This window comes from Haladaptatus litoreus, from assembly GCF_900156425.1.
GTDB lineage: Archaea > Halobacteriota > Halobacteria > Halobacteriales > Haladaptataceae > Haladaptatus > Haladaptatus litoreus.
In genome coordinates this window covers 788,643-812,711 of the sequence record NZ_FTNO01000001.1, presented here as the reverse complement: position 1 = coordinate 812,711, position 24,069 = coordinate 788,643, and the positions used below count along the sequence as shown (strand labels likewise).

Genomic DNA, 24,069 nt, shown 5'->3' with positions numbered 1-24,069 from the left:
GGCGTCGAAACGTCTGAAATCGACCTTTCAGCTACTCTTGGACTTTCTTTTGAATGTCCTCGACGACTTCCGGATTGCGCAGGGTCGAAGTGTCGCCCAGTTCCTCCTCGTTGGCGATGTCCTCCAGCAGTCGGCGCATGATTTTCCCGGAGCGCGTCTTCGGCAGTTCCGGCGTGAACACGATTTCCTCGGGGCGCGCGATTGGACCGATTGCATCCTCGACGCCCGCGACGATTCGCTCGTGCAGGTCGTCGCCACCGTCGTAGCCCTCTTCGGTGATGACGTAGGCGTAGACCGCCTCGCCTTTCACGTCGTGGTGTCCGCCGACCACTGCGGCCTCCGCGACACCTTCCACGCCGACGATGGCCGATTCGATTTCCATCGTTCCGAGGCGGTGGCCCGACACGTTGAGCACGTCGTCCACGCGCCCGAGAACCGTGATGTAGCCGTCCTCATCGAGTTTCGCGCCGTCTTCGGGGAAGTACACCCAATCCGCCGGGTCGTCGCTTTCGGTGTCGGAGTATTCGGCCCAGTACTCCGAAATGAAGCGCTCGTCGTTGTTGTACAGCGTCCGGAGCATGCCGGGCCACGGCTTGTTGACCGTGAGGTAGCCTGCCCGTCCCGCACCGACTTCCTCGCCTTTCGTGTCTACGACTTTGGCGTCGATGCCGGGGAGTGGTGGGCCAGCAGAACCGGGTTTCATCGTCCCGATGCCGGGGAGAGTGGTCACCATCATGCCGCCGGTTTCGGTCTGCCACCACGTATCCACAATTGGGCAGTCCTCGTTTCCGATGTGCTTGTAGTACCATTTCCACGCCCGCGGGTTGATGGGTTCGCCCACGGTGCCGAGCAGTCGAAGCGAGGAGAGGTCGTGTCGTTCCGGATACTCGCTTCCCCACTTCATGAACGCGCGAATCGCGGTTGGCGCGGTGTACAGTTGGTCTACCTCGTACTCTTCGACGATTTCCCAGAGGCGGTCCTTGTCCGGGTAATCCGGGGTTCCCTCGTACATCACGCTCGTCGTTCCGAGCGCCAGCGGCCCGTAGACGATGTACGAGTGACCCGTAATCCAACCGATGTCGGCGGAACACCAGTAGGTGTCCTCCGGTTTGATGTCCAGTACAGCGTGACTCGTCCACGCCGCATACGACAGATACCCCGCGGTCGTGTGTTTCACGCCTTTCGGCTGACCCGTCGTCCCCGAGGTGTACATCAAAAAGAGCATATCCTCGGCGTCGCGCGTTACCGGTTCGACCTCCGCGCCCTCGTGTTCGCTGATGAGTTCGTCGTAGTCGAGTTCCCCGTTTTCCATCGGATGGTCGTACTCGTCGCCGAGTCGGTTGACCACGATGACGCTCTCTACGTCGTGGTCTACGCCCCCGAGTCCCTCGTCGGCCTTCTCTTTGTGCTGAAGCGGGTCGCCCCGGCGGTAGTAACCGTCACAGGTAACGAGATGTTCGGAGTCTGCACTGTTCATCCGAGTGGCGAGCGCGTCCGCCGAGAACCCGGCGAAGACGACGCTGTGCGGCGCGCCAATTCGGGCGCAGGCCAGCATCGCTATCGGCAGTTCCGGCACCATCGGCATGTAGAGCGTGACGACGTCGTCCTCCTCGACGCCTTGTTCACGCAGTGCCGCCGAAAACTCGTTCACTTCGCGGTGGAGGTCGCTATAGGTGTAGGTTCGCGTGTCGCCGAGTTCGCCAATCCATTCGATTGCTGGCTCGTCACCCCGGTCGTCCAGATGCCGGTCGAGACAGTTCGCCGAGGCGTTCAGCGACCCACCCGTGAACCACTCGTAGAAGGGCGCGTTGCCGTCGTCCAGAACGGTGTCGTAGTCCTCCTTCCAGTCGAGCAGGTCGCCCGCTCGCTCCCAGCACTCCGGCCAGTTCTCCTCGAACTCCTCGTAGATTTCCTCGTCGGCGACGTTCGCCTGCGCAACGAACGATTCCGGTGGCTCGAATGATTCCGCCTCTTCGAGCCGTGCTTCGAGTTCCACGGTATCGTCTGGCATATATCCATGCTAGCATGCTGTAACGAAGGCCATAAAGATATGCTATCTTCACCGACTGGTTCGAAAACTGACTGCCGTCTGGCGTATTTTTCTCCGATAAAATGCTATTGGCCATCCGGATTCGCCACATCGACACCGTCGTTTTCCCGGCCCGACTCCGTCGGTTCGATTTCTTCTACGACGACTTCGACGTTGTTCCGCAACCACGCAACCGCAGCAGAAACTTCCTCGGCGTCCGTCGAAGTCACCTTGAGGCGTCCGGGTGTATCTCCCCGCCCCGGATAGCTACCAACCGCGACATCGAATCGCTCTCGAACAGCAGAGAGCACGCTACCGAGCGCACCCTCCGGCGCTGGCGTGTGTATCGTCTCAGAGACGACCGCCCCGTCGAACTCGTCTGCGACGAGTTCGAACATCGCCTTCATCTCGCGGGGAATCCCGGGAAAGACGTAGACGTTTTCCACGGCACAGCCTGGTGCCCATCCGGCATCAGTGACCAGCGGTTGCCCCCCTGCCGGGAGTTCCGCAGCCTCGTTCAAATCCAGTTCGAGGTCGTATTTGTCGGTCAACTCCGGATTGTCCGCCGCGAACTGCCGCGCCTTTTCTTCGAGTCGCTCCCGGGTCTTTGAATCGACCACGGCGTTTCGGTCGAGCGCCATCGAAACGGCATCCATCGTTACGTCGTCCGGCGTCCCACCGAGTCCGCCGGTGACGACTACCGCGTCGAACGTTTCGCGCCACTCGCGGACGCGGTGTGCGATGACTTCGGCCTCGTCGGGAACGGTCATGATTCGCCGCACCGACCCGCCGCGGTCGTGGATTTCCTCGGCCAACCACGCCGCGTTCGTGTTGACGGTGTCCCCTGCGAGGAGTTCGTCGCCGACAGTGAGAATAGCGACCTGCATCGAAATCCGATAGTCGCTCTCTCTGTATAAACCTTTGAGGCGAAATTACAACGCTTACACAGTGACCGCTCGTTCGCCGTCGAATCTGAAAAATCGACACGGTCGAACGACCGAAAAAAGGCTTAGTCCGCTTACGCCAGTCCGATTTTTTCCTGATAGCTGCCGTGTTCCGCCTCGAACACGTCCATGATTTCGCCCATCGTCGCGTAGGCTTTCACCGCGGTGACGATGGCTGGCATGACGTTCTCGTCGTTCTGGATGGCGTCGTCCAGTTCGTCCAGTGCGGCTTCGACTGCTTCGTCGTCGCGCTCTTCTTTGACCTCGGCGAGTCGCGCGAGTTGACGCTCTTGGGTTTCCTCGTCAACCTTCAGAATATCGGGTTTCGTGTCCTCCTCCATGTCGTACTTGTTGACGCCGACGACGATTTCCTCGCCGTCTTCGACGCGCTCTTGGTACTCGTAGGAGGCTTCCTGAATCTCGCGGTGGAAGTAGCCGCGGTCGATGCCTTCGAGGACGCCGTCGCGCACCGAGCCGTCGCCCATCTCCTTGATTTCCTCAATGTAGGCCATCGTCTTCTCCTCGACTTCTTCCGTCAGTGATTCGACGGCGAAACTGCCGCCGAGCGGGTCTATGATGTCCGCCGCGCCGCTTTCCTCCGCGATGATTTGCTGGGTTCGCAGGGCGACGCGAACCGCCTGCTCGCTCGGTAGTGCGAGTGCTTCGTCGAAGCTGTTCGTGTGCAGGCTCTGGGTGCCACCGAGGACGCCAGCGAGCGCCTGAATCGTCACGCGAACGATGTTGTTCAGCGGTTGCTGCGCGGTGAGCGACTGCCCTGCGGTCTGCGTATGGAACTTGAGCTGTTTCGATTTCGGGTCTTCCGCGCCGTACCACTCGTCCATCACGGTCGAATAGATTCGTCGGGCGGCGCGGAACTTCGCAATCTCCTCGAACAGCGAGTTGTGCGAGTTGAAGAAGAAGGAAAGCTGTGGCGCGAACTCGTCCACGTCGAGGCCGCGCTCCATCGCGTCCTCGACGTAGGCGAAGCCGTCGGCGAGGGTGAAGGCGAGTTCCTGTACCGCAGTCGAACCGGCTTCGCGGATGTGGTAGCCCGAAATCGAGATGGGCTTGATGTTCGGCGTCTCCTCCACCGCGAACTCCACGGTGTCGGTGACGACATCCAGCGACGCCTGTGGCGGGACGACCCACTCCTTCTGCGCGATGAACTCCTTCAGCATGTCGTTCTGGAAAGTACCGCGAATCTCGTCGCGGGGGACGCCCTGCTGGTCGGCTAGCGCGACGTACATGGCGAAGATGACGGGCGCGCTCGGATTGATGGTGAAACTGGTCGAAACCTCGTCCAAATCGATGCCGTCGAAGAGGATTTCCATGTCGCGCAGGGTATCAACCGCCACACCCTCCTTGCCGACTTCCCCGTCCGAAAGCGGGTCGTCCGAGTCCTTGCCCATCAAACTCGGCATGTCGAAGGCCGTCGAGAGGCCGGTCTGCCCGTTGTCGGTGAGGTAGTGGAATCGCTCGTTCGTCTCCTCCGCGGTGCCGAACCCGGCGAACTGGCGCATCGTCCACGTCCGACCGCGGTACATCGTGGGGTACACCCCGCGCGTGTAGGGGTCTTCGCCGGGAAAACCGAGTTCCTCGTCGTAGTCGATGTCGCCCACGTCGTCTGGGTCGTACAGACGGTCTACTTCGAGATTAGAAACCGTCGCAAAGCGGTCTTTCCGCTCGCCGAACCGCTCCAGCACGGGCGAGAGGGTGTCTTCTTCCCATTCCTCTCTTCCCTGCTGAATCTTTTGCAGGTCGTCCTCGTCGTACATGTCCGTATTTTCTTCCGGGCAATCCATTAAGGATTCGGTGACGGGTTGGGGAGGGGACTGTGAGATGCAGTGGACCAATGACGTGAACTTCTCATCCGAGAACCGACACGGAAACGCGATGTGCCCCATCCACCGTCTCAATTTCAGTAGTCTCCACGATATGCTCCCGAACTCCCTCGCGCCACGCCGACACCGCCGCGGTGTGGCGCTCGTGGTGGGCTTCCACGTCGTACTCGTCTGTGGAATCGGTCACACTCGGGTCGGTGTCATCGACCAGCGGATATGGCGGCACTTCGGCTGTAACGAACTTCCGCGGCGGGATTCGAATCGGGCCGGAGCCACCACGGCCATCGTCGGCCGGTTCCGTTGTCTGCACCACGTGGAGTCGGGCGCGCACCCGTCCGGCGAACGGGGCCGTGATTCGAAGTACCGTCTCCCGCCCGCGTTCCGTGGCTTCGAGCGCGGACACCACGTCGTCCGCGTGAACCACGACGACGCGGATGACCGTCGGGTCGTCGCTCTCGCCGGGCATGGGTTTCGGTGGGTGGCCGAGCGAATTGTAGGTGTCGGTAGGGAATAGCGGGAATTAGCGAGTTCGGCGCGAGTGACACGGTTCGCAATAAACGGAGACAGTGTAGAACGACGAGAGAAGCCTACTGCAATCGCTTCGTCGTCTCGATAAGTGGATGGCGGGCGTAATCGACGACCTGAATGTCGTTGATGGTTTCGAGGCCTTCTTTTTTCGCCGTCTTCTCCATACCGAGTTCGAGGTGGTGGTCGGTGACGATAATGTAGGCGTCCATCTCCTCGATGTCGAGGCGGTCTGCGGCCTTCGCGCGATGGTGGCCGTCTGCCAGCAGAAGGGTGTGACCGTTTTCGATGACGACGAGTGGTTCGGCCAGTCCGCGCTCCATCTCGTACACTCTCCCCTCCAGTTCGTCGGCGTAGACTTTCCCTTGAGTCGGTACGAGGTTGGCGAGCGGGATTTTCCGACGGCGTTGGGAAACTTCGGTGTCGTGAATGGATTCGAGCGTCCGCATCAGTTTGCCGACTTTCTCGGGCGTGACACGCTCGATTTGGCTCCGGATAACGTCCGTGTTGCTGATGATGCCGACGAGATTGCCCGCGTCGTCCACCACTGGAAGTTTCTGAATCCCGGAGCGAAGGATGACGCGCGCGGCGTCGTTCACGTCCATATCGGGATGGGCGACGATGAGTTCCTGACTCATCACCTTAAAAATCGGTTCGGGGTCGTCCGCGAGCAGGAGGTCGCGCGCGCTGACGAACCCTTCGACCCGCCGCCCGTCGCACACTGGAAATCCGTTGTGACCGTCGCTTTCGGCGATTCGTCGGGCGACCGATTCGACGGTCGCATCGGGAGAAACGGTCGCTACGTCGCGCGTCATGTAATCTTTGACTTTCGCTTTGATTCCCTCCGTTCCGCCGTCGGAAATGAACCGAACGGTGGGTGGCGACTGGCGACCGTTTTCCTCCTCGGCCTCGTCCATGCAGAGTACCCACGCTGTGCCGAGCAAAAAACTTCCCGACCGTTTCCGCTAACGCCAACTGCTGACGGACGCCGAACGCGATGCAGTTCAGCGACCTTACTCGTCGTCGCTCTCCGCGAGTTGAATGTCGAATGCGGCGACGTGTTCCTCAGCGGATTCGAACTCATCTGGCCCCGGTCGGGAACGAACGGTTTCGAAGAATCGGTCGGTGATTATCTCGCCGACGATGGTCGAGAGGGACGCTTCTTCTTCCTCTTCGACTTCGCCGAGCAGACCGAGCGAAATCTGCGCCCCGGCCATGTCGGCGTGCCCGCCCGCACTGCCGATTTGGCCGAACGCGGCCCGCATAGTTTCTCCGAGGTCAACGTCCGTCCCGCGGGCGCGTGCCGAGACGTACACGGTTCCCTGCATGAATCCGAAGACGAGTGTGACGTTCACGCCGTCCATGTTGAGCAGACGGTCTGCGGCCTGCGCCAATGCGTCTCTGTCAGAAAGCGCGCCGACGCAACTCGCCAGCACGGTTCCGTCGAGTTCGCGGTTGCGAATCGCGCGGGAAATCGTATCGAAGGTGTCGGGGCTGATGGACGGACTCTCGACGCGCTCTAACGTCCCTGTATCCGCGTGTGGGAGCAAGAACGCCGCCGCCTCGAAATCCGATTCGGACACCTCGCGGGTGAAATCCTTCGTATCCACGCGAATCCCGTAGAGGAGTCCGGTTGCAACCCGCTCTGCGGGGTCGATACCCAGATGTTCTAAATGGTCGGCCAGCAGCGAACTCGTCGCGCCGACGCCGCTGCGCAGGTCCACGAATCGCGCTTCGACCGGATGATTCGGCGGGTGATGGTCGATGACCACGTCTACCGGCGTATCCTCCGGCAGTTGGTCGTTCACGCCCGGACTGGAGTGGTCAACCAGCGCGAATCCCCCGAACTCCGAAAGGTCGTCGCCGGGGTCGAAATTGCGCAAATCCAACTCCAGCAGGTTGACGAACGCCCGGTTTTCCTGATGGGAAATCGCGCCGTAGTAGCACGTCTCCGCCTCCGTCCCGACTGATTCGGCCAACCCTTCCAGCGCAACCGCGCTGGCGATGGCGTCCGGGTCGGGGTTGTCGTGCATGAAAATCCCGAGTTTGCCGTCGATGTCGCGGAGGGTGCGCCGGAGTTCCTGTGTCCGAAACGCCGTATCTTGGTCGGTCATCGACAGCAGGTGGTCTGTGATGAGTGTTCCGGGGGCGATGACTCGGTCTGCGAGGGTTTCTAACTCATCCGAAATAGTCCGGTCTGGTTCGGTTCCCGCATAGGCGACGACGTAGGCGTTCGGATGCGTTTCGCGGACTGCGCGCGCCGACGCCAGATTTTTTTCGGGGTCGTCGCCCGCGACGAACGCGATGTCAACCCGCGGTCGCCCTTTCGTGACCCCCGGGTCGGTTGGGTCGCCGCGAGTGGCCGAGATGCCCTCCGTGCGCAGTGTTTCGACTCTGCTCTCGTCCTCCGTGACGACGACGAGACTGCCGGGCCATTCGGCCACTGACTCGACGAGTGCATACCCGACCGAACCACAGCCGAGCATGAGCCGCGAAACCATTCTACCACCGATTGCTAGTGGGGCACCTAAAACCTGTTGGGAATCCTTTGCGGGCAGGACGTGGTTTTACTCGGTGTCTGGAATGGGTTTTCGAAACTCGCAGTTGTAGTGTTCGACCTCGATTACGGCGCAGACCGTGTTTCGAGAAGAAAGGGTAGGTGAATCCGTCGTGTTTGCAAATCACGACTTGCAGTCATCACGTCATTCCAAGCAATTCCATCGTGTAAAGAGCGTGGCTTAGAGCCGTGACTTGCAACCAGTAGGCAATCACGTTCTGTTTCGACTCACGAGCAAACGCACAGTTCGAAACCAAAATCTCGTCTTCAAAAAAGTCAAAAGTCGGTCGATTCGAGAGTGGCGTCTACGCGAACAGGGTCGCAGCCGCGCTGTACGCCGTGTCCGCCAGCGGCCCGAAGGCCGGGAGCAGGATGACGCTTGTAACGGCGGCGGCGAGCACTGCGATGTAGAGGCCGGTTGGGGTGCTTCGAATCGTCAGCTCGCTCGTCGGTTCCTCCACCCACATCGCCTTGACGACGCGTGAGTAGTAGTAAAGCGACAGCGCGCTGTTGATTGCACCGACGGCGGCGAGCCACCAGAATCCGGCACCGACCGCGCCGGTGAACAGGGCATACTTGCTCATGAAGCCAGCCCCGATCGGAAGTCCGGCGAGGTTGAACATGAACACCGTCATGGCGACGCAGGCTATCGGGGCCTTGCTCCCCAGTCCGTTGTAATCCTCGAACGTTCTGCCGATGCCCCACTGTTCGACCAGCGCGATGAACAGGAACGCGCCCGTGTTCATGAAGCCGTAGACGAGTAGGTGGAGCATGGCACCGCCCATGACCAAGTCGTTCTCGCTGCCACCGACCGTGAGTGCGGCGAGGCCGATGAGCGCGTAGCCCGCGTGTCCGACCGAGGAGTACGCGAGCATGCGCTTGACTTTGTCCTGAGTGGCCGCGGCGAAGTTCCCGAGCGTCATCGTGACGACGGCGAGAATCTGGAACGCGAGCACCCAATCAACCGTCGCGGAGAGTTCCGCAATCGGGAACGCCGTGACGAACACGCGGAACGCGACGACGAACCCAGCGGCCTTCGAGGCCGAAGACAGGAACGCCGAAACGGGCGCGGGTGCGCCTTCGTACGCTTCTGGTGCCCAGAAGTGGAACGGAACCGAGGCCGTCTTAAACGCGAAGCCACCGAGCACCATCAGCACGCCGACGCCGAGGACGCCGGGGAACGCTTCCGCGTTGAGATTGCTGGCAACCGCTTCGAGTTGCAGGTGTCCGGTAACGCCGTAGACGAGGCTGATACCGTAGGCGAAGATGGCCGACGAGAGCGCACCGATGAGGAAGTACTTGAGTCCTGCCTCGACGCTCCCGCGGTTTTTCTTCAGGATTGCGACCAGCGCGTAAGACGGTAGGCTGGCGAGTTCGAGGCTGACGAACACCGTCGCCAGACTGTTCGCGCTCGCCATCAGCGTCATCCCCGTCGCCGCGAGGATGACTAGCGAGTAGAACTCCGCCATGTACGGCTGACCTTTCATGTAGTCGTAGCTCGCGATACAGACCAGCGCGGTGACGCTGGTGAAGATGAGCGTGAAGAACAGGCTCATCGTGTCCACGACGAGTGCCCCGTCGTACAGCGAAACCGCCTCTTCACCGGTTCCCGTGGCGAGGAACGCCACCGCGATGCCGCCAGCGACGACAGTGCCGAGCGTCGAGAGTCCCACGAGAAGTGGGCGGTTTTTCGTGTTCGGGGAGATGCTGTTCGCGATGAACAGCAACATTGCCGTCAGGGCGAGGGTGATGGCGGGTGCCATCGTCACCCAGTCGGCACCGGTGCCGAATGGCTGTGCCATCAGGCACCACCTCCGGTAATGAGCGCCATATCACGCACGGACTCCTGAATCATCCCGTAGAAGATGTCCGGTTGGACACCGAGCAGGATGACGAGCAGGATGAGCACCACGAGCGGTGCGACGTCGTGGAACGACGCCCGTCCGACCTCGTAATCGGTTTCGAGGCGGAACGGCCCGAACAGGGTTCGCTGCATGGCGAAGAGCAGGTAGCCCGCGACGATGACGATACCGAACATCGCCGCGCCCGTGAACAGCGCGAGCGTGTTGCCCGCGAGGACGGTGGACTGGAACGCCCCGACGAAGATGAAGAACTCCGCCGCGAAGCCGGCCATCAGCGGCAGACCCATGTAGCCGAACGCGCCCGCGATGAACACCGCGACCGTAATCGGCATTCTGTCCGCGAGTCCGGACATGTCCGAAACCATGCGCGTGTGCGTCGTGTTGTAGATGACGCCGACCGCCATGAACATCAGTCCCGAGATGAGGCCGTGGGCAATCATCTGGAACGTCGCGCCGCCGACGCCGTACATGTTGTACGCGACCAGTCCGAGGATGACGTACCCCATCGAGGAAACCGAGGAGTACGCGACGATGCGTTTCAGGTCGGATTGGGCCAGCGCGAGCATCGCGCCGTAGATGACGCTCACGACCGCCACGAGGGCGATGATGAACGCGAACTGCTTCGCCGTCTCCGGGAGCATCGTGAAGTTGAATCGCAAGAGCGCGTAGGTACCCATCTTCAGCATGACGCCCGCCAGCATGATGGACACCGGCGTCGGTGCCTCGACGTGAGCGTCAGGCAGCCACGTGTGGAACGGGACGATTGGTACCTTCACGCCGAACCCGGCGAACATGGCGAAGAACGCGACGATTTTCAGCGTGTTCGCGTCGATGCCAGCGAGTCCGCTGAGTTCACCGTTGTTGAGCGCCTCCGTAATCGCTGGCAAGTCGAGCGAGGTCACCGAATCGCCCAGTCCGAAGACGAGCGCGATGAACCCGATGAACATCACCAGCGAGGCGACGTTGGTGTAGACGAAGAACTTGATAGCCGCGTACTTCCGGCGTGGGCCGCCCCACACACCGATGAGGAAGTACATCGGCACCAAGACCATCTCCCAGAAGATGAACCAGACGAAGAAGTCAAGCGCCGCGAAGACGCCGAGGAGGCTCATCTCCATGAACAGCATGAGGCCGTAGAACTGGCTCTGGCGCGACTGAACGGGCGTCCACGCCGCGAGGATCGCGAGCGGCGTGAGCACCGTCGTTAGCACCAGCAACGGCATGCTGATGCCGTCTAGTCCGACGTGCCAGTTGAGCGCGTACGGGCCGAGATTGACCCATTGATACATCTCTTCGAAGGCGAGGGTTCCGCCCAGCAGGGCGTTGCCGCTCCCGTCGAAGGCACTGTACATCCAAAGGCTCCCGCCGAGTGGGAGCAGACTCAACGCGAACGCGAGTTTCCCTGCGACCTTATCAGGCGCGAGGAACACCACGAACGCGCTGAGGAGTGTTACCGCGAGAAGTGCTTCGATCATCATCTAGAACCAACCTCCCGTAAAGCCGATGACGAGAAGCAAGACGACGAACGACGCCGTAAGTAACAGCGCGTAGTTCGTCACGATACCGCTCTGTATCCGTTTCACTTTGCTTCCGCCGAACAGGCTCACGCTGGAGATGCCGTTGACGACGCCGTCGATGACGCCGCCGTCGAACTTGTCCGCCGCTCGCGCGAGAGGGAGCGTGACGCCGGTTGCGAGCCACACCTGTGCCTCGTCGAGATAGTAGTTGTTGAACAGCACCGTCTTCGCACCGCCCAGTTTGTCGGTGTGTCTGACCGGGGAGGGAACCGCGTAGAGCTTCCACGCGAGTCCCGCACCCGCGAGTGCGAGTCCCAGCGAGACTGCGGCACCGAGCAGAACGGTCAGCAGTTCCGACCCGATGGTGCCCGCCGAGTAGTGAGCGAAGTCGTGCGTGAGGTCGGCGTAGTGGTGGGCACTAAGCGCCGATGGTCCGCTGTCGAGCCACTGGTGAAGGAAGTCGAGTTCGGTGCCGGTGAGCTTCTGCACCGGAACCATGTTCACCAGTCCGGTGACGGCCGCCAGCACGCCGAGAACCGCGAGCGGGCCTTTGACGTTCCAGCCGACGCCGTGCGGGTTGCGCGCGGTGTCAGACCGGGGCTTGCCGTGGAAGGTCAACGCGACCATCCGGAAGGTGTAGAACCCGGTGAAGAACACCGCGAGCAGACCCATCGCGTAAGCAGCCAACAGAATCGGGGTGTTCAGGCCGTGGACGAGCGCCTCGTAGAGGATTTCGTCTTTCGACCAGAAGCCCGAGAAGGGGACGATACCCGCGAGTGCGAGCGACCCCGAGAGGAACGCGTAGTAGGTCACGGGCATCTTGTCTTTGAGTCCACCCATGTCCCACATGTCCTCGTTGTGGTGCATGGCGATGATGACCGACCCTGCTCCGAGGAACAGGAGCGCCTTGAAGAAGGCGTGAGTCATCAGGTGGAAGGTCGCTGCGACGTAGCCACCGGTACCCAGTCCGAGCATCATGTAGCCGTACTGTGAGATGGTGGAGTACGCGAGCACCTGTTTGATTTCGCGCTTGACGACACCCATCGTCGCCGCGAACAGTGCCGTGAATCCGCCGATGAACGCGATGATGGCGAGCACCTGTGGGAGCAGGGCGTAGAAGCCGTACATACGCGCGACGAGATAGACACCTGCGGCGACCATGGTCGCCGCGTGAATCAGCGCGGAAACGGGCGTCGGGCCTTCCATCGCGTCCGGAAGCCACGTGTGCAGTGGGAACTGTGCCGATTTACCGACGACACCGCCCAGCACCAGCAGGCCGATGATGGAGAACCACGCCTGCGGGTCGAGTCCGAACAGGGTGGTCACTTCGCCAGCGCCGCCTTCGCCGAGTGCCATTTCCGCCATGTGCGCGAACGAGTTCTCGCCCGCGAACTGCGCCGTGCCGAAGGTGGCGAACACGGCCACCACGCCGATGAGGAAGAAGTAGTCACCGAAGCGGGTGACGAGGAACGCCTTCTTCGCTGCGCTCGGTGGGCCGGGTTGGCGGAACCAGAACCCGATGAGCAGGTACGAACACAGCCCGACGAGTTCGAAGAACATGAACGCCATCAGCAGGTTGTCCGCGAAGACGAACGCGAGCATGCTGAAGGTGAACAGGCCGAGACCGGCGTAGTATCGCGGCAGGCCGGTTTCGCCCTCGTCGTTCATGTAGCCGAGACTGAAGACGTGGACGAGAACCGCGACGAGCGAGACGATGACGAGCATCATCGCCGACAGCGGGTCGAGAAGGATGCCGAAGTGTAGGTTGAACGTTTCGAGGCCTTCGACCCACACTATCGTCTCGTGGTAGGAGCCGCTGCTCGACACGGTGATGAACACCCATATCGACAAGGCGAGCGACCCGGCAGTCGCGAGGATGCCCGGAATCGCGCCACCTTTCGGAAGCATCTTTCGGGCGAACTCGCCGCCGAGCAGTGCAATCAGGAACGATACGAACGGCAGGAGTGCGATTACCGGTGCCAGTTCGAATGCAGTTGCCGCCATTGTTACCACCTCATAGTCGTCGCTTGGGTTACGTCCACGTCCTTGAAGTTACGATACAGCACGAGGATGATTCCGATACCCACCGCGACCTCTGCAGCGCCCAGCGCCAGCGTGAACAGGCTGAACGTCTGGCCGGTCAGGTTGCCGTGGTAGTGGGAAAATGCGACGAGATTGATGTTCGCGGCGTTGAGCATTAGCTCGACGCTGATGAGGAACATCAGCGCGTTCCGCCGCGTGAGGATGCCGAACAGGCCCGTGCAGAACACGGCGGCCGAAAGCAGTAGATAGTATTCGACTGCAACAGCCATTACTCGTCGTCACCTCCGGTCGTTCCGCCGTCCGTGGCGACCTGACGGCTGCTCTCGCCGCCTTCGTCGCGGCTGGCGAGCAGAACCGCACCGTCGAGTGCCGCGTCCAGCACGAGCGCGATAATCAGGAACGCCACGAGGAACCCCTCGCTCGGGATGATGTTCTGGCCCTCGACGCTCGTGATGTTGAACATCGCGTAGCCGATTCCCGCGGTGATTCCCGCTCCGCTGGGGAAGCCTGCGGCGTCGCCGAACGACGCGCCCAGGAATACCACTGCGAGAACGCCGAAGAGCGCGACTGCGACGAGGCCGGGAAGCATCGTCGATGTATCGTGCAAGCGTGGTTTCGATGTCATGCGTTAGTTACCTCCTCTGTACTTGAACGACGTGTGAGCATGACGGCGAACGTTATGAGGATGAGAACCCCGCCGACGTAGACGAGAATCTGCATCGCCGCAACGAACTCCGCCTGCAACATAACGTAGTGGACTGCAAAGCTCAGTAACGAAGTACCGAGCAATAGAGCAGCATGCCACACGTCCCGCACCAGGACAGCGCCCAAGCTACTCGCCACTGTGACCGCGGCGAACAGCCCGAACGCGATTATTTCGTATGCCATTTCGGTTACCTTTGGGTTTGGATAAACGCCCTTTTAAGATTTCGAGACGGGCGTGGTTACTGGTAGTCTACTGCTCCCTCGCCCTCTCCAATCCACGCGGAACGGTCGGGTTCGCGCGATTCGAGCGGGTCGATGTCTTTGTACCAGGGGACGTTCTTCAACTGTTCTTTGTTGTAGACGAGGTCGTCTTTCGTGTCACCCGTGAACTCGAAGTTCTGGGTGAGCAAAATCGCGTCAACGGGACAGACCTCCTCACAGAGTCGGCAGTAAATGCACTGCCCGACGTGGAGGTTGTACTGCTCGCCGTTGCGCTGGTCGTCCTGAACGATCTGAATCGTGTCGTTCGGACAGACGTTCTCGCACTGACGGCACCAGATACAGCGCTCTTGGCTGAACTTGTGGATGCCGCGGAATCGCGGACTGACCTCGGGTGCCACGTCGGGATATTCGACCGTGAACGTGGTTCCACCCAGTGCGTGCTTCATCGTCGTTGCCATTCCTTTGAGTATTCCGATCATAGCATCACTCCCACGATGACGGCCGTGAGAACCAAGTTTGCGAACGAGAGCACGAGCATGCCCTTCCAACCGATTTCGATGAGTTGGTCGATACGAACACGTGGAATCGCCGAACGCGCCCACTGCGTGAACAGGAACACCGCCCAGATTTTGACGGTGAACCAGATGAAGCCAATCGACCCCGACGCAGGGCCGTCGGCACCACCGAGGAAGACGGTGGCGACGATGGCACCGCCGAGGAAGATGTGCAGGAACTCACCGAGGTAGAACAGCACGAAGTACACGCTGGAGTACTCGGTCTGGTATCCCGCAATAATCTCCGTCGGCGCTTCCGGGATGTCGAACGGGTTCCGGCCGACTTCCGCCAGATTTGCCACCATGAACAGCACGAACGCGAACGGGTTCACGAAGGCGTACCACGCCGGGATGGCGAAGCCACCGATGGTGAACAGCGTCTCCTGCTGTTGGGCGACGATTGTGCTCATCTGGAGCGACCCCGCGAAGATGACGACGGAGGCCGCCGTCACGATGAGCGGAATCTCGTAGGCGATGTTCTGTGCCACTGCACGAAGCGCGCCGAGAAGCGAGTATTTGTTGTTCGACGCGTAGCCACCCATCGTCAGTCCGAGCGTGGCGATGGACGCGACGGCGAACACGTACGCCAGCCCCGTCTCGGGGTCAGCGAGGTGCAGATTGATGCCGAAAAGGGAACCCATCGGAATAACCGCGAAACCGAGCAGCGCCGACGACGCCACGACGATAGGCGCGAGGTCGAAGGCCGGACGGTCTGCACCATCCGGGATGATGAGTTCTTTTCCGAGCAGTCGCACTGCGTCCGCGACGATGATGAACAGGCCGAACGGCCCGACACGGTTCACCGCGATACGGTCGGTGAACGCCGCAGTAATCTTTCGTTTCGCCCACGGCCCGGCGAACGCCGTCATCGTCATCATGATGGTGCCGATGAGCGCCGCGCCGATGAGTGCCGACAGCATCTCCTGCCACGCTGCGGGGTTGTTGCCGAACAGCGCGCGAGCGATCTGCTCCGGGAGGACGACCGGGCTTTCCTGTAGCGGGACGAAATTCATCGGTCGACCTCCCCGAGAATCACGTCGAGGCTGCCGAGCGTGGCGACGAGGTCGGGGATGTACTCCCCATTGGACATCTCGCCGAGCGCCGACAGATTACAGAAGCACGGACTTCGAATCTTGAACCGACCCGGTTTGTCCGTTCCGTCTGCGCGAATGTAGATGCCGAGTTCACCTTTCGCTCCTTCGACGGCGCGGTACACTTCGGTGTCCGCCTCCGGTTTGAGCGTCCGGGGAACGTTCGACTGAATCTCGCGTTCGTCTTCCGGCCAATCTTCGAGCAGTTCGACACACTGTTCGATGATTTTCGCCGACTCCTCGACTTCGCGCATCCGAACGAGCAGCCGCGCGTAGTTGTCACAGCCGTCTTCGGTGATGACGTTCCAGTCGAGTTGGTCGTAGTAGCCGTATGGGTCGTCACGGCGCAGGTCGTAGTCGATTCCCGACGCTCGGGCAATCGGGCCGGTGACCCCGTACTGCTTGGCGACATCGGGTTCGAGAATCCCGGTGTCGATGGTTCGAATCTGAAGAATTTCGTTGCTCGTGATGAGGTCGTGATACTCCTCCAGCGTCGGCGGGAGGTCGTTCAAGAAGTCGCGAATCTTCTCGAAGAAGTCCTCGCGCGGTTCCGGGATGTCCCAGACGACGCCGCCGAGGCGGAAGTAGTTGAACATCATGCGCTGCCCCGTCAAATCCTCCAGAATGTTCTGGACGATTTCGCGGTCGCGCATCGAGTACATGAAGATAGCAGTGAAGTCGCCGTAGATGTCGAGACAGAACGTTCCGAGCGCCAGCAAGTGTGACGCGATACGACAGAGTTCCGCACCCATCGTCCGGATGACCTGCGCGTACTCCGGCACGTCGAGGTCGTTCAAATCCTCAGCCACGCGCGCGTAGGCCCACTCGTTGAGCAAGCCAGCAGATGCGTAGTCCCATCGGTCGGGATACGGCATAATTTGGTGGCGGTACGTTCCGTTCTGGGCCATCTGCTCCTCACAGCGGTGGAGGTAGCCGATGTCCGGGTCAACGTCTGCGACCTGCTCGCCGTCGAGCGTCGTCTTCAGGTGAAGCACACCGTGTGTCGCCGGGTGGTGTGGCCCGATGTTGAGGAACATCGTATCCGAATCCTCGTCGAGGTGGTCGCCCTCGATGGGATTTTTGTGCTCGTTGAACGAGACGATCTGTGGCTGGTCTTGGTCGTAGTTCCGCGAGAGCGGATGCCCTTGCCACGTTTCGGGCAACAGAATCCGACGAAGGTCGGGGTTGCCCTCGTAGTCGATACCGACGAGGTCGTAGGCTTCACGCTCGTGCCACTCTGCCGTCCGGTACACAGGTTCCGCGCTCTGGTGTGTCGGCGCGTCGAGCGGCGTCGGTACGACGACGCTCGCTTCCTGCGTCGGGTCGGCGTACTTTTTGAGGTGGTAGACGCTCTCGTATCGGTCTTCGTAATCCTGCGCCGTGAGCATCGAGAGGTGGTCGAATCCAGCCTCGTCGCGCAGAGTCCTGAGTGCCGTCTCGACTTCGTCGGGTCGAACGACGAATCCGGGCGCGTTCAGGTGTTCCTCACGCCCGATGATGGAGTCGCCGAGCAGTTCGGCGAGTTCGTCACCATCGACCTCTTGCGTCGTCGGCATCTCTTCTTGCGAACTCATGGCGAATCAGCCCAGTTGTAGCGCATGACGAGCGACTCTTCGTCGATTTGGTCTGCGAGCGAATCGACCAACTCGTCGCGTTCCAAATCGCGGAACTGCTCCAGTTCGTACGGTTTGACCGTCACCGGACTGGTTTCGCCGTTGGCGATTCGCTCTTGCAGTTTCACGACGCCGTAGACGAGTGCCTCGGGGCGCGGCGGGCAACCGGGGACGTGGATGTCCACCGGAATGACCTCTTCTGCACCCTTGATGACGTTGTATCCTTCCTGGAACGGGCCGCCGCTGATGGCGCACGACCCCATGTTCACGACGAACTTGGGTTCCGGCATCTGGTCGTAAACGCGCTTCATCCGCGGTGCGAACTTCGATACGACCGTCCCGGGAACGATCATCACGTCGGCTTGTCGCGGCGATGCGCGTGGCACACCTGAACCGAAACGGTCTAAGTCGTGTTTGACCGCGTAGGTGTGCATCATCTCGATGCTACAGCAGGCGATACCGAACTGTAGCATGAACATCGACGACCCCCGAACCCAGTTCATGAACTTGTCGAACTTCGTGAGGATGAACGGGGATGCGCCGAACGCTTCTCGAAGCTTCGAGTTGAAGCGGTTATCGACGCCGTCGCCCATTCGGGCCTCACGAGTTTTGGTCTGGGGTGCTGTGCTACCCTGAATAAATTCTCGTGGTTCGTTGCTCATTGTTCCACTCTCCGTTGCGTTTCGCGGGGGCTACGAACCCACCGCACCGCACCTTTGCGCCAGGCCCAAACGAGGCCGACGACGAGAACCGCGATGAAAACCAACATCGGAGCGAGCACCGTCGCAAGGCTGACGCCACCTTCGATGGCGCTGCGATAGATGACCGTCCAAGGGAAGATGAGGACAGTCTCGATGTCGAAGACGACGAACAACAGCGCAACCATATAGTATTGGATGTTGAACCGAATGCGCGTCGTCCCGGTTGGAATTTCACCGCTCTCGTAGGTGGCGGATTTACCCTGTTCTGGCACGGTCGGTCTGAGGAGGCTCGAAACAACCATCATACTCAATGGAATTGCAAGCCCCACCAGTGCCAATGCGCCAATGGCTACCCATGGATTCATACCGGTATTCTCCTAGCAGGCGGTGTTTTGTGAGCGCACCCCTATAAGCGTTGATTCTTGCGATTCCGGGGAGTCAGACCCGCCTTAGCCCAAATCGGCGCAACTGACGCTTTCTTTTCCGTAACGCCACATTTCCCGGGTCGGGAGAAACCGCCCTCTTCGAAGAATAGAATCGAATGTGATACGTTAGGAATCGTCACGGAAACCGGGCGTTCCGGTTTCGTGCAACCTTCGAGACACGTCTCCGACATCAGATTGCAGGTCGTCGTGATACGCAATCAACCGTTTCCGAAGGTCGTCGTGTTCGCGGGCGAGAATCTGCACCGCCGAGAGCGCCGCGTTGAACGATTTTCCCGCATCCACCGCGACGATTGGCGCGCCGGTCGGCATACCGATGACCGACGAGACGGATTTTTCCTGCACCGGCACCCCGATGACGGGAAGCGGGTACGCGATCGACGCTGTCATGTTCGGCAAATCGGCGGATTTGCCGCCTGCGCCTGCGATGATGACATCCAAACCGCGAGCCTCCGCCGTCTTCGCGTAGGCGTACATCAGGTCGGGCGTCCGGTGGGCCGACACGACGTAGGTTTCGAAGGTGAACCGGGCTTCCGGCAGGTCGTCGTAGTCCGTGACTTCCTCGAAGCCGAGTTCCGTGAGGGCGTCGTAGGCTCCTGCCATCACGTCCAAGTCGGAGTCGCTTCCCATGATGATTCCAATCTCGGGAGTCTCCTCTGGGGCGCGGTCGCGTTCGGCCTCGGTTTCGAACTGTTCTACGAGTCGCTGCACTGATTCTGCGTTCGTCATTGGAATGTGAGTTGGTCGGTAAGCGAGCGAGCGTTTGCGAGCAAGTCGGCAGTCGATGAGTCAGCAGCATCGGTTGGCGACTCGCCGACGAGCGTGACGTGGCCCATCTTCCGAAGCGGGCGAACCTCGCGTTTTCCGTACCAGTGGAACGACGCGCCTGGAGTGGAAAGCACTTCGTCCACTCCGGCGAGGTCTGCGGGTTGACTCTCTTCTACGTCGCCGAGGATGTTCGACATCACGACCGGACTCCGGAGGTCTGTCGCGCCGAGGGGATAGTCGAGTACGCCGCGGACGTGCTGTTCGAACTGCGAGGTCAGCGCGCCTTCGATGGTGTAGTGGCCCGAATTGTGTGGGCGCGGCGCGATTTCGTTGACCGAAATCGCGCCGTCAGCGTGCTCGAACAACTCGATTCCGTACACGCCGCGTCCCGATAACACCGAGAGAACGTCACGCGCGACTTCCTCCGCTCGCTCGCGCACCGATTTCGGTGCGCGAGCGGGAACGACGGTTTCACGAAGAATCTCGTCCTCGTGGACATTTTCGCCGACAGGGAAGGTGGCAATTTCGTCGGCGCCTTTGACGGCGATGACCGAGAGTTCGCGCTCGAAGGGGACGAACTCCTCCACCATCAACTCGCCCGAGACTTCGGCGAGGGCGTCGGTCACGTCGTCCGGCGATTCGACGGGCACGTTTCCGCGCCCGTCGTAGCCGCCTTTCCGGGCTTTCAGCATCATCGGGTAGCCGAACTCTTCGCCCGCAGAAAGCAGGTCGTCGCGGCCGTCAACGGGGCGGAACTCCGGAACCGGTATCCCCCGTTCTTTCAGCGCGCGCTTCTGGACGAGTTTGTCCTGAATCATCCGCAGGGTGGCCGGGTCGGGATGGACGGGCACGTCGTACTCCTCTTCGACCGCTTCGAGCACGTCGGGGTCTGCCAGTTCGATTTCGAACGTCAGCGCGTCGGCCATCTCCGCGAGCGTTCGAATCGCTTCCTCGTCATCGAAGTCGCCGACGATTTGTTCGCGGGCGACCGGAGACGCAGGACAGTCCGGTGTCGGGTCTAAGACGACCAGTTCGACCCCGAGCGGGGAGGCCGCCTCTGCCATCATCCGACCGAGTTGTCCGCCACCGACGACGCCGAGAATTGGCGGTGAAGCCGTAGCCATGTTGTCCGCGAGTTGTGGCGGTAGGTGTATAAAATTTCCCAACTCCTCGCAAGAATATGCACGATTATGCTCCACGATTCACCTCTCGGAGCGCGCTCTCCTTGATGTAAATCGTGGTTTCGCTCCCGTACAGCGTGAGTTCGTGGTCGTGGGCCACGTAGCCGGACAGATACGGTTCCACGTCGGATTTTTTCTCTGTGCGAGTGATGACGACAGGTGGCTGTCGGCTTTCGAGCGTTTCGTTTTTCAGTGTGCTATCGACGGTTGCGTCCGCCATCTCGGTATACCACGGGAGGGGCAGGCGATTGTACCAGCTTTGTGCGGGCCGCAGGTAGTCGTTATCTGTTTCGTCCGGGACGTAGAAGATGTACTGACTCTGGTCGTCCACGTAGCCGTAGTACAGCACGTCGGTTCCCTGCTGGTTCGCCTTCGAAACTGCCTGTACCTTTTCGAGCGTTGGTTTGATACCCGGCGCAGGCTGGCCATATTGGACGAGTTCGTTGTCCTGTTGCCCGCCGAGCATCGTCGGAACCTGCCTATCTTGGGGATGCAGATAGACGAAACTCAACGCCGGAAACGCGACCTGCGCGACGACGAGCAAGAAAACAAGCGCAGTTGCGGCGGTTGCAGTTCTGTCACCGTCTTCGTAGGCTTCCCGGCCCCAGCGGTAGAGAAGTGCCACGCCCACCGCGGCAGGGATGGCGAGCGGAGCCACGACGTGGACGGTGTTCCACGGTGCCATGATGTCCGTAACGAGCGGATAGCCGAGAATGCCGACCGCGCCCCAGTAAAACGCGAAGGAAACGAGGTCACGCGGGCGTTCGTTCACGTATCGAGCAGAGAGGAAGCCGACGACCGCAAACACGAGTATTGGGAGCGCACCCTGTTCGAGGACGCCCACGAAATGCTCGAAATAGGGCAGATAGGCGTGGCCGTGACTCGTGACCCACTGTTGGGTGAGTTTGTCCCACGACCCGAGCGTCGCCTCGGCGACGACCGCGCCGAACATCGACGGCTCGCCGAACGCCTTCCAGAGTCCCGGCCCTTCGACGCCCCGTGCCCGTGGCGCGTAGAAGTAGACGATGATGACGAAAAACTCGAACAGACAGAGGAGAACGTGCGGCGCAAACCGCTGAAAACCGCGCCCCCATTGCCTCGCGTGCTCAACGAACACGCCCGTCCATCCCCGGTCGTGGTTGCGCGCGAGGAACAGTCGGTGGTCGAGCAAGAGCACCCCAGCGCCGAGCCACGACAGCAGATACAGCAAAACGTTTTCTTTCGTCGTGAATGCGACCGCCACTGCTCCCGTCCCGAGGTACAGGTAGCGCGCTTTTCCGGTGGCGTGTGCGCGAAGGAAAAATCCGAGCGCGAACAGCATCAGGGCGGCCAGAAGCACGTCGTTTCGCATGAACCGCGAGTAGTAGAGCAGGATGGGGTTCGCGGCGAAAAAGAGCGCGAGGGCGACCATCTCCGATTCGCGGAGATGGTCGCGGTAGAGCCACGCGGCAAGCGGAAGCAGGCCGGTAATCAGTGCAACAGGGAACCGCGCCATGAAGTCACTCGCGCCGAACAACTGGAAGAGGACGCTGTTCACCTGCACCAAAAACGGGCCGTGAATGTCGGCCTGATACTCGAACACGCCAGTTTTCTGATAGCGGAGAATCCAATAGCCGACACGGGCTTCGTCCCAGTGAGCGAACCGGTTACCAAGCGCAACGAGGCGGAGTACCAGCGAAATCGCCGTGATAGCGAGAATGTCAGCAACGCCCCGATTCCGGTTCACCCACCCGGAAACCGGGCGTTCGCCTGAACTCATTGTTTTCTCTCAAAACGGAGGAGGGATACAAGCGTTGCGGAGAACGGTAGTTCTTTTAGTTGCGCTGGCCTTCCGCCAGATATGGTAACGCTCGGACTGGTCGTCGCGGAGTTCAACGCGTCGGTGACGGAGCAGATGGAGGCGTCGGCGCGCGAGGCCGCCGACGAACGCGGCGCAGAAATCGCCGAAACGCTACACATCCCGGGGGCCTACGACTCGCCCCTCGCGGCAGACAAACTCGCCCGGCGGGACGAAATCGACGGCGTCGCGGTTCTCGGCGCGATTGTCACTGGAGACACCGACCACGACCAAGTCATCGCCACTGCCGCAACACAGAAACTAACCGACGTGAGCCTCGAACGCGACAAACCTGTCACGCTCGGCATCATCGGCCCGGGGATGTCCGGGGCAGAAGCCCGCGAACGCACTCACGCTGGCGCACAAGCGGTCGAAGGAGCAATCGACCTCGTGGAGGAGTTACAATGACGATGGAGTTTTCAGACAGAATTCAGCGCGTCGAACCCAGTGCAACGCTCGCAATCAGCAGTCTCGCCTCACAACTCGAAGCAGACGGCGAGGACGTTATCGACCTGAGCGTCGGTGAACCGGACTTCCCGACGCCCGAGAACATCGTGAATGCAGGCGAACACGCGATGGAAGACGGCCACACCGGTTATCCGCCGTCGAAAGGCGTCCCGGAACTCCGCGAGGAAATCGCAAAGAAACTCCAAGCCGACGGCTTGGAGTACGAAGCAGACAACGTCATCGTCACGCCCGGGGCGAAGCAGGCGCTCTACGAGACGGTGCAAACACTCGTGGACGACGGCGACGAAGTCGTCCTCCTCGATCCGGCGTGGGTTTCCTACGAGGCAATGGTGAAACTCGCGGGCGGCGACCTCACTCGCGTTGACCTCGCGCCCCATGGCTTCCAACTCGAACCGGCCCTCAACGACCTCGGTGATGCCATCTCGGACGACACCGATCTGCTCATCGTCAACTCGCCGTCGAACCCGACCGGCGCCGTCTACTCTGACGCCGCGCTAGAGGGCGTCCGCGATTTGGCGGTCGAACACGACGTGACCGTCATCAGCGACGAAATCTACGAGCAGATCACCTACGGAATCGAACCCACCAGTCTGGCGACGTTCGACGACATGTACGAGCGCACGGTCACGGTCAACGGCTTCTCGAAAGCGTACTCCATGACGGGGTGGCGACTCGGCTACCTCGCCGCGCCGGAAGAACTCGTCTCGCAGGCCGCGAAACTCCACTCGCACTCGGTTTCCTCGGCGACGAACTTCGTCCAGCGCGCGGGTGTCGAGGCTCTACAGAACACCAAAGACGACGTTGGCGAAATGGTCGAGGCGTTCCACGAACGCCGCGACCGACTCGTCGCGCTGTTGAAACAGCACGACGTGAGCGTCAGAACGCCCGACGGAGCGTTCTATCTGATGCTCCCCGTGGATGACGACGACCAACAGTGGTGCGAGGACGCGCTGGAAGAGGCCTACGTCGCCACTGTCCCCGGAAGCGCCTTCGGCGCTCCCGGCTACGCCCGGATTTCCTACGCCGCAGACCTCGACCGAATCGAGGAAGCGGTCGAGCGACTGGTTGACGCGGAGTTGCTGTAGCCGAGAGACGGAACAGCCGTCGCAATTTTTTGTTTATTGTTGATTTCAGACACAGTGAGTCATTCATCCGAACCATTCTGGTT

Annotated in this window: 22 protein-coding genes; 2 read left to right on the top strand and 20 right to left on the bottom strand. The window is 60.9% G+C overall.

What is annotated here, in order from left to right; translation table 11 throughout:
* Nucleotides 1-31: 31 nt before the first annotated feature.
* From acs to BW974_RS04060, 20 genes are all read right to left on the bottom strand, one after another.
* The gene (gene acs / locus BW974_RS04155; protein ID WP_076428244.1) at nucleotides 32-2,011 is read right to left on the bottom strand and encodes an acetate--CoA ligase; all 1,980 of its coding nucleotides are present in this window, start codon (nucleotides 2,009-2,011) and stop codon (nucleotides 32-34) included.
* A 104-nt stretch (nucleotides 2,012-2,115) separates the two neighbouring features.
* Nucleotides 2,116-2,916 (bottom strand): competence/damage-inducible protein A, encoded by an 801-nt coding sequence (locus BW974_RS04150; protein ID WP_076428242.1) that lies wholly within the window; start codon nucleotides 2,914-2,916, stop codon nucleotides 2,116-2,118.
* Nucleotides 2,917-3,047: 131 nt separating this feature from the next.
* On the bottom strand, nucleotides 3,048-4,748 hold the full coding sequence (locus tag BW974_RS04145; protein WP_076430230.1) for an acyl-CoA mutase large subunit family protein: 1,701 nt from the start codon (nucleotides 4,746-4,748) through the stop codon (nucleotides 3,048-3,050).
* A 91-nt stretch (nucleotides 4,749-4,839) separates the two neighbouring features.
* Nucleotides 4,840-5,280 carry a DUF8009 family protein gene (locus BW974_RS04140; RefSeq protein ID WP_076428240.1) on the bottom strand — a complete coding sequence of 147 codons (441 nt, stop codon included), beginning with the start codon at nucleotides 5,278-5,280 and terminating at the stop codon, nucleotides 4,840-4,842.
* A gap of 121 nt (nucleotides 5,281-5,401) precedes the next feature.
* The gene (locus tag BW974_RS04135) at nucleotides 5,402-6,154 is read right to left on the bottom strand and encodes a CBS pair associated ParBc domain-containing protein (RefSeq protein ID WP_076430229.1); all 753 of its coding nucleotides are present in this window, start codon (nucleotides 6,152-6,154) and stop codon (nucleotides 5,402-5,404) included.
* Nucleotides 6,155-6,352: 198 nt separating this feature from the next.
* Entirely contained in the window at nucleotides 6,353-7,840 is a 1,488-nt protein-coding gene (locus BW974_RS04130) for a DHH family phosphoesterase (RefSeq protein ID WP_076428238.1), read from the bottom strand.
* A gap of 361 nt (nucleotides 7,841-8,201) precedes the next feature.
* Nucleotides 8,202-9,698: an NADH-quinone oxidoreductase subunit N gene (locus tag BW974_RS04125; protein ID WP_076428236.1), complete on the bottom strand. Its 1,497-nt coding sequence runs from the start codon at nucleotides 9,696-9,698 to the stop codon at nucleotides 8,202-8,204.
* On the bottom strand, nucleotides 9,698-11,236 hold the full coding sequence (locus BW974_RS04120) for a complex I subunit 4 family protein (protein WP_076428234.1): 1,539 nt from the start codon (nucleotides 11,234-11,236) through the stop codon (nucleotides 9,698-9,700). Before BW974_RS04120 ends, BW974_RS04125 begins: the two co-directional genes overlap by 1 nt.
* Complete coding sequence (gene nuoL / locus BW974_RS04115) at nucleotides 11,237-13,279, bottom strand: NADH-quinone oxidoreductase subunit L (RefSeq protein WP_076428232.1); 2,043 nt, start codon at nucleotides 13,277-13,279, stop codon at nucleotides 11,237-11,239.
* A 2-nt stretch (nucleotides 13,280-13,281) separates the two neighbouring features.
* Nucleotides 13,282-13,587, bottom strand: coding sequence for an NADH-quinone oxidoreductase subunit NuoK (nuoK, locus tag BW974_RS04110; protein WP_076428230.1), 306 nt, complete (start codon nucleotides 13,585-13,587; stop codon nucleotides 13,282-13,284).
* A complete protein-coding gene (locus BW974_RS04105; RefSeq protein WP_076428227.1) occupies nucleotides 13,587-13,943 on the bottom strand; it encodes an NADH dehydrogenase in 357 nt (118 codons plus the stop codon). The genes nuoK and BW974_RS04105 overlap by 1 nt, the downstream gene beginning before the upstream one ends.
* Nucleotides 13,940-14,206 carry an NADH-quinone oxidoreductase subunit J gene (locus BW974_RS04100; RefSeq protein WP_076428224.1) on the bottom strand — a complete coding sequence of 89 codons (267 nt, stop codon included), beginning with the start codon at nucleotides 14,204-14,206 and terminating at the stop codon, nucleotides 13,940-13,942. The genes BW974_RS04105 and BW974_RS04100 overlap by 4 nt, the downstream gene beginning before the upstream one ends.
* A 56-nt stretch (nucleotides 14,207-14,262) precedes the next feature.
* Complete coding sequence (locus BW974_RS04095) at nucleotides 14,263-14,724, bottom strand: NuoI/complex I 23 kDa subunit family protein (RefSeq protein WP_049971156.1); 462 nt, start codon at nucleotides 14,722-14,724, stop codon at nucleotides 14,263-14,265.
* On the bottom strand, nucleotides 14,721-15,812 hold the full coding sequence (locus BW974_RS04090) for a complex I subunit 1/NuoH family protein (protein ID WP_076428222.1): 1,092 nt from the start codon (nucleotides 15,810-15,812) through the stop codon (nucleotides 14,721-14,723). Before BW974_RS04090 ends, BW974_RS04095 begins: the two co-directional genes overlap by 4 nt.
* Nucleotides 15,809-17,464, bottom strand: coding sequence for an NADH-quinone oxidoreductase subunit D (locus tag BW974_RS04085; protein ID WP_076428221.1), 1,656 nt, complete (start codon nucleotides 17,462-17,464; stop codon nucleotides 15,809-15,811). The genes BW974_RS04090 and BW974_RS04085 overlap by 4 nt, the downstream gene beginning before the upstream one ends.
* Complete coding sequence (locus tag BW974_RS04080; protein WP_076428220.1) at nucleotides 17,461-18,165, bottom strand: NADH-quinone oxidoreductase subunit B; 705 nt, start codon at nucleotides 18,163-18,165, stop codon at nucleotides 17,461-17,463. The genes BW974_RS04085 and BW974_RS04080 overlap by 4 nt, the downstream gene beginning before the upstream one ends.
* Nucleotides 18,162-18,569 carry an NADH-quinone oxidoreductase subunit A gene (locus BW974_RS04075; RefSeq protein ID WP_076428218.1) on the bottom strand — a complete coding sequence of 136 codons (408 nt, stop codon included), beginning with the start codon at nucleotides 18,567-18,569 and terminating at the stop codon, nucleotides 18,162-18,164. The genes BW974_RS04080 and BW974_RS04075 overlap by 4 nt, the downstream gene beginning before the upstream one ends.
* Nucleotides 18,570-18,755: 186 nt before the next feature.
* A complete protein-coding gene (gene purE / locus BW974_RS04070) occupies nucleotides 18,756-19,376 on the bottom strand; it encodes a 5-(carboxyamino)imidazole ribonucleotide mutase (protein WP_076428216.1) in 621 nt (206 codons plus the stop codon).
* Nucleotides 19,373-20,539 (bottom strand): 5-(carboxyamino)imidazole ribonucleotide synthase, encoded by a 1,167-nt coding sequence (locus BW974_RS04065; protein WP_076428214.1) that lies wholly within the window; start codon nucleotides 20,537-20,539, stop codon nucleotides 19,373-19,375. Before BW974_RS04065 ends, purE begins: the two co-directional genes overlap by 4 nt.
* A 64-nt stretch (nucleotides 20,540-20,603) precedes the next feature.
* Nucleotides 20,604-22,355, bottom strand: coding sequence for a flippase activity-associated protein Agl23 (locus tag BW974_RS04060; protein WP_076428212.1), 1,752 nt, complete (start codon nucleotides 22,353-22,355; stop codon nucleotides 20,604-20,606).
* Nucleotides 22,356-22,436: 81 nt separating this feature from the next.
* On the opposite strand from BW974_RS04060, the gene ribH reads away from it, so the two are divergent.
* Together ribH and BW974_RS04050 are read left to right on the top strand one after the other, a co-directional pair.
* Complete coding sequence (gene ribH, locus BW974_RS04055) at nucleotides 22,437-22,841, top strand: 6,7-dimethyl-8-ribityllumazine synthase (RefSeq protein WP_076428211.1); 405 nt, start codon at nucleotides 22,437-22,439, stop codon at nucleotides 22,839-22,841.
* Nucleotides 22,838-23,986, top strand: a complete 1,149-nt coding sequence (locus tag BW974_RS04050; RefSeq protein WP_076428209.1) for a pyridoxal phosphate-dependent aminotransferase — start codon at nucleotides 22,838-22,840, stop codon at nucleotides 23,984-23,986. The genes ribH and BW974_RS04050 overlap by 4 nt, the downstream gene beginning before the upstream one ends.
* The last annotated feature ends 83 nt before the right edge of the window (nucleotides 23,987-24,069 follow it).

What these genes read in the sequence shown, in the direction of transcription:
- nuoK (WP_076428230.1), bottom strand. Translation starts at nt 13,587, where the DNA reads ATGGCTGTTGCAGTCGAATACTATCTACTGCTTTCGGCCGCCGTGTTC.
- BW974_RS04125 (WP_076428236.1), bottom strand. Translation starts at nt 9,698, where the DNA reads ATGGCACAGCCATTCGGCACCGGTGCCGACTGGGTGACGATGGCACCC.
- BW974_RS04050 (WP_076428209.1), top strand. Translation starts at nt 22,838, where the DNA reads ATGACGATGGAGTTTTCAGACAGAATTCAGCGCGTCGAACCCAGTGCA.
- BW974_RS04060 (WP_076428212.1), bottom strand. Translation starts at nt 22,355, where the DNA reads ATGAGTTCAGGCGAACGCCCGGTTTCCGGGTGGGTGAACCGGAATCGG.
- BW974_RS04130 (WP_076428238.1), bottom strand. Translation starts at nt 7,840, where the DNA reads ATGGTTTCGCGGCTCATGCTCGGCTGTGGTTCGGTCGGGTATGCACTC.
- BW974_RS04150 (WP_076428242.1), bottom strand. Translation starts at nt 2,916, where the DNA reads ATGCAGGTCGCTATTCTCACTGTCGGCGACGAACTCCTCGCAGGGGAC.
- BW974_RS04105 (WP_076428227.1), bottom strand. Translation starts at nt 13,943, where the DNA reads ATGACATCGAAACCACGCTTGCACGATACATCGACGATGCTTCCCGGC.
- BW974_RS04085 (WP_076428221.1), bottom strand. Translation starts at nt 17,464, where the DNA reads ATGAGTTCGCAAGAAGAGATGCCGACGACGCAAGAGGTCGATGGTGAC.
- BW974_RS04145 (WP_076430230.1), bottom strand. Translation starts at nt 4,748, where the DNA reads ATGTACGACGAGGACGACCTGCAAAAGATTCAGCAGGGAAGAGAGGAA.
- BW974_RS04090 (WP_076428222.1), bottom strand. Translation starts at nt 15,812, where the DNA reads ATGAATTTCGTCCCGCTACAGGAAAGCCCGGTCGTCCTCCCGGAGCAG.
- acs (WP_076428244.1), bottom strand. Translation starts at nt 2,011, where the DNA reads ATGCCAGACGATACCGTGGAACTCGAAGCACGGCTCGAAGAGGCGGAA.
- BW974_RS04075 (WP_076428218.1), bottom strand. Translation starts at nt 18,569, where the DNA reads ATGAATCCATGGGTAGCCATTGGCGCATTGGCACTGGTGGGGCTTGCA.
- BW974_RS04140 (WP_076428240.1), bottom strand. Translation starts at nt 5,280, where the DNA reads ATGCCCGGCGAGAGCGACGACCCGACGGTCATCCGCGTCGTCGTGGTT.
- BW974_RS04095 (WP_049971156.1), bottom strand. Translation starts at nt 14,724, where the DNA reads ATGATCGGAATACTCAAAGGAATGGCAACGACGATGAAGCACGCACTG.
- BW974_RS04100 (WP_076428224.1), bottom strand. Translation starts at nt 14,206, where the DNA reads ATGGCATACGAAATAATCGCGTTCGGGCTGTTCGCCGCGGTCACAGTG.
- ribH (WP_076428211.1), top strand. Translation starts at nt 22,437, where the DNA reads ATGGTAACGCTCGGACTGGTCGTCGCGGAGTTCAACGCGTCGGTGACG.
- purE (WP_076428216.1), bottom strand. Translation starts at nt 19,376, where the DNA reads ATGACGAACGCAGAATCAGTGCAGCGACTCGTAGAACAGTTCGAAACC.
- BW974_RS04080 (WP_076428220.1), bottom strand. Translation starts at nt 18,165, where the DNA reads ATGAGCAACGAACCACGAGAATTTATTCAGGGTAGCACAGCACCCCAG.
- nuoL (WP_076428232.1), bottom strand. Translation starts at nt 13,279, where the DNA reads ATGGCGGCAACTGCATTCGAACTGGCACCGGTAATCGCACTCCTGCCG.
- BW974_RS04120 (WP_076428234.1), bottom strand. Translation starts at nt 11,236, where the DNA reads ATGATGATCGAAGCACTTCTCGCGGTAACACTCCTCAGCGCGTTCGTG.
- BW974_RS04065 (WP_076428214.1), bottom strand. Translation starts at nt 20,539, where the DNA reads ATGGCTACGGCTTCACCGCCAATTCTCGGCGTCGTCGGTGGCGGACAA.
- BW974_RS04135 (WP_076430229.1), bottom strand. Translation starts at nt 6,154, where the DNA reads ATGACGCGCGACGTAGCGACCGTTTCTCCCGATGCGACCGTCGAATCG.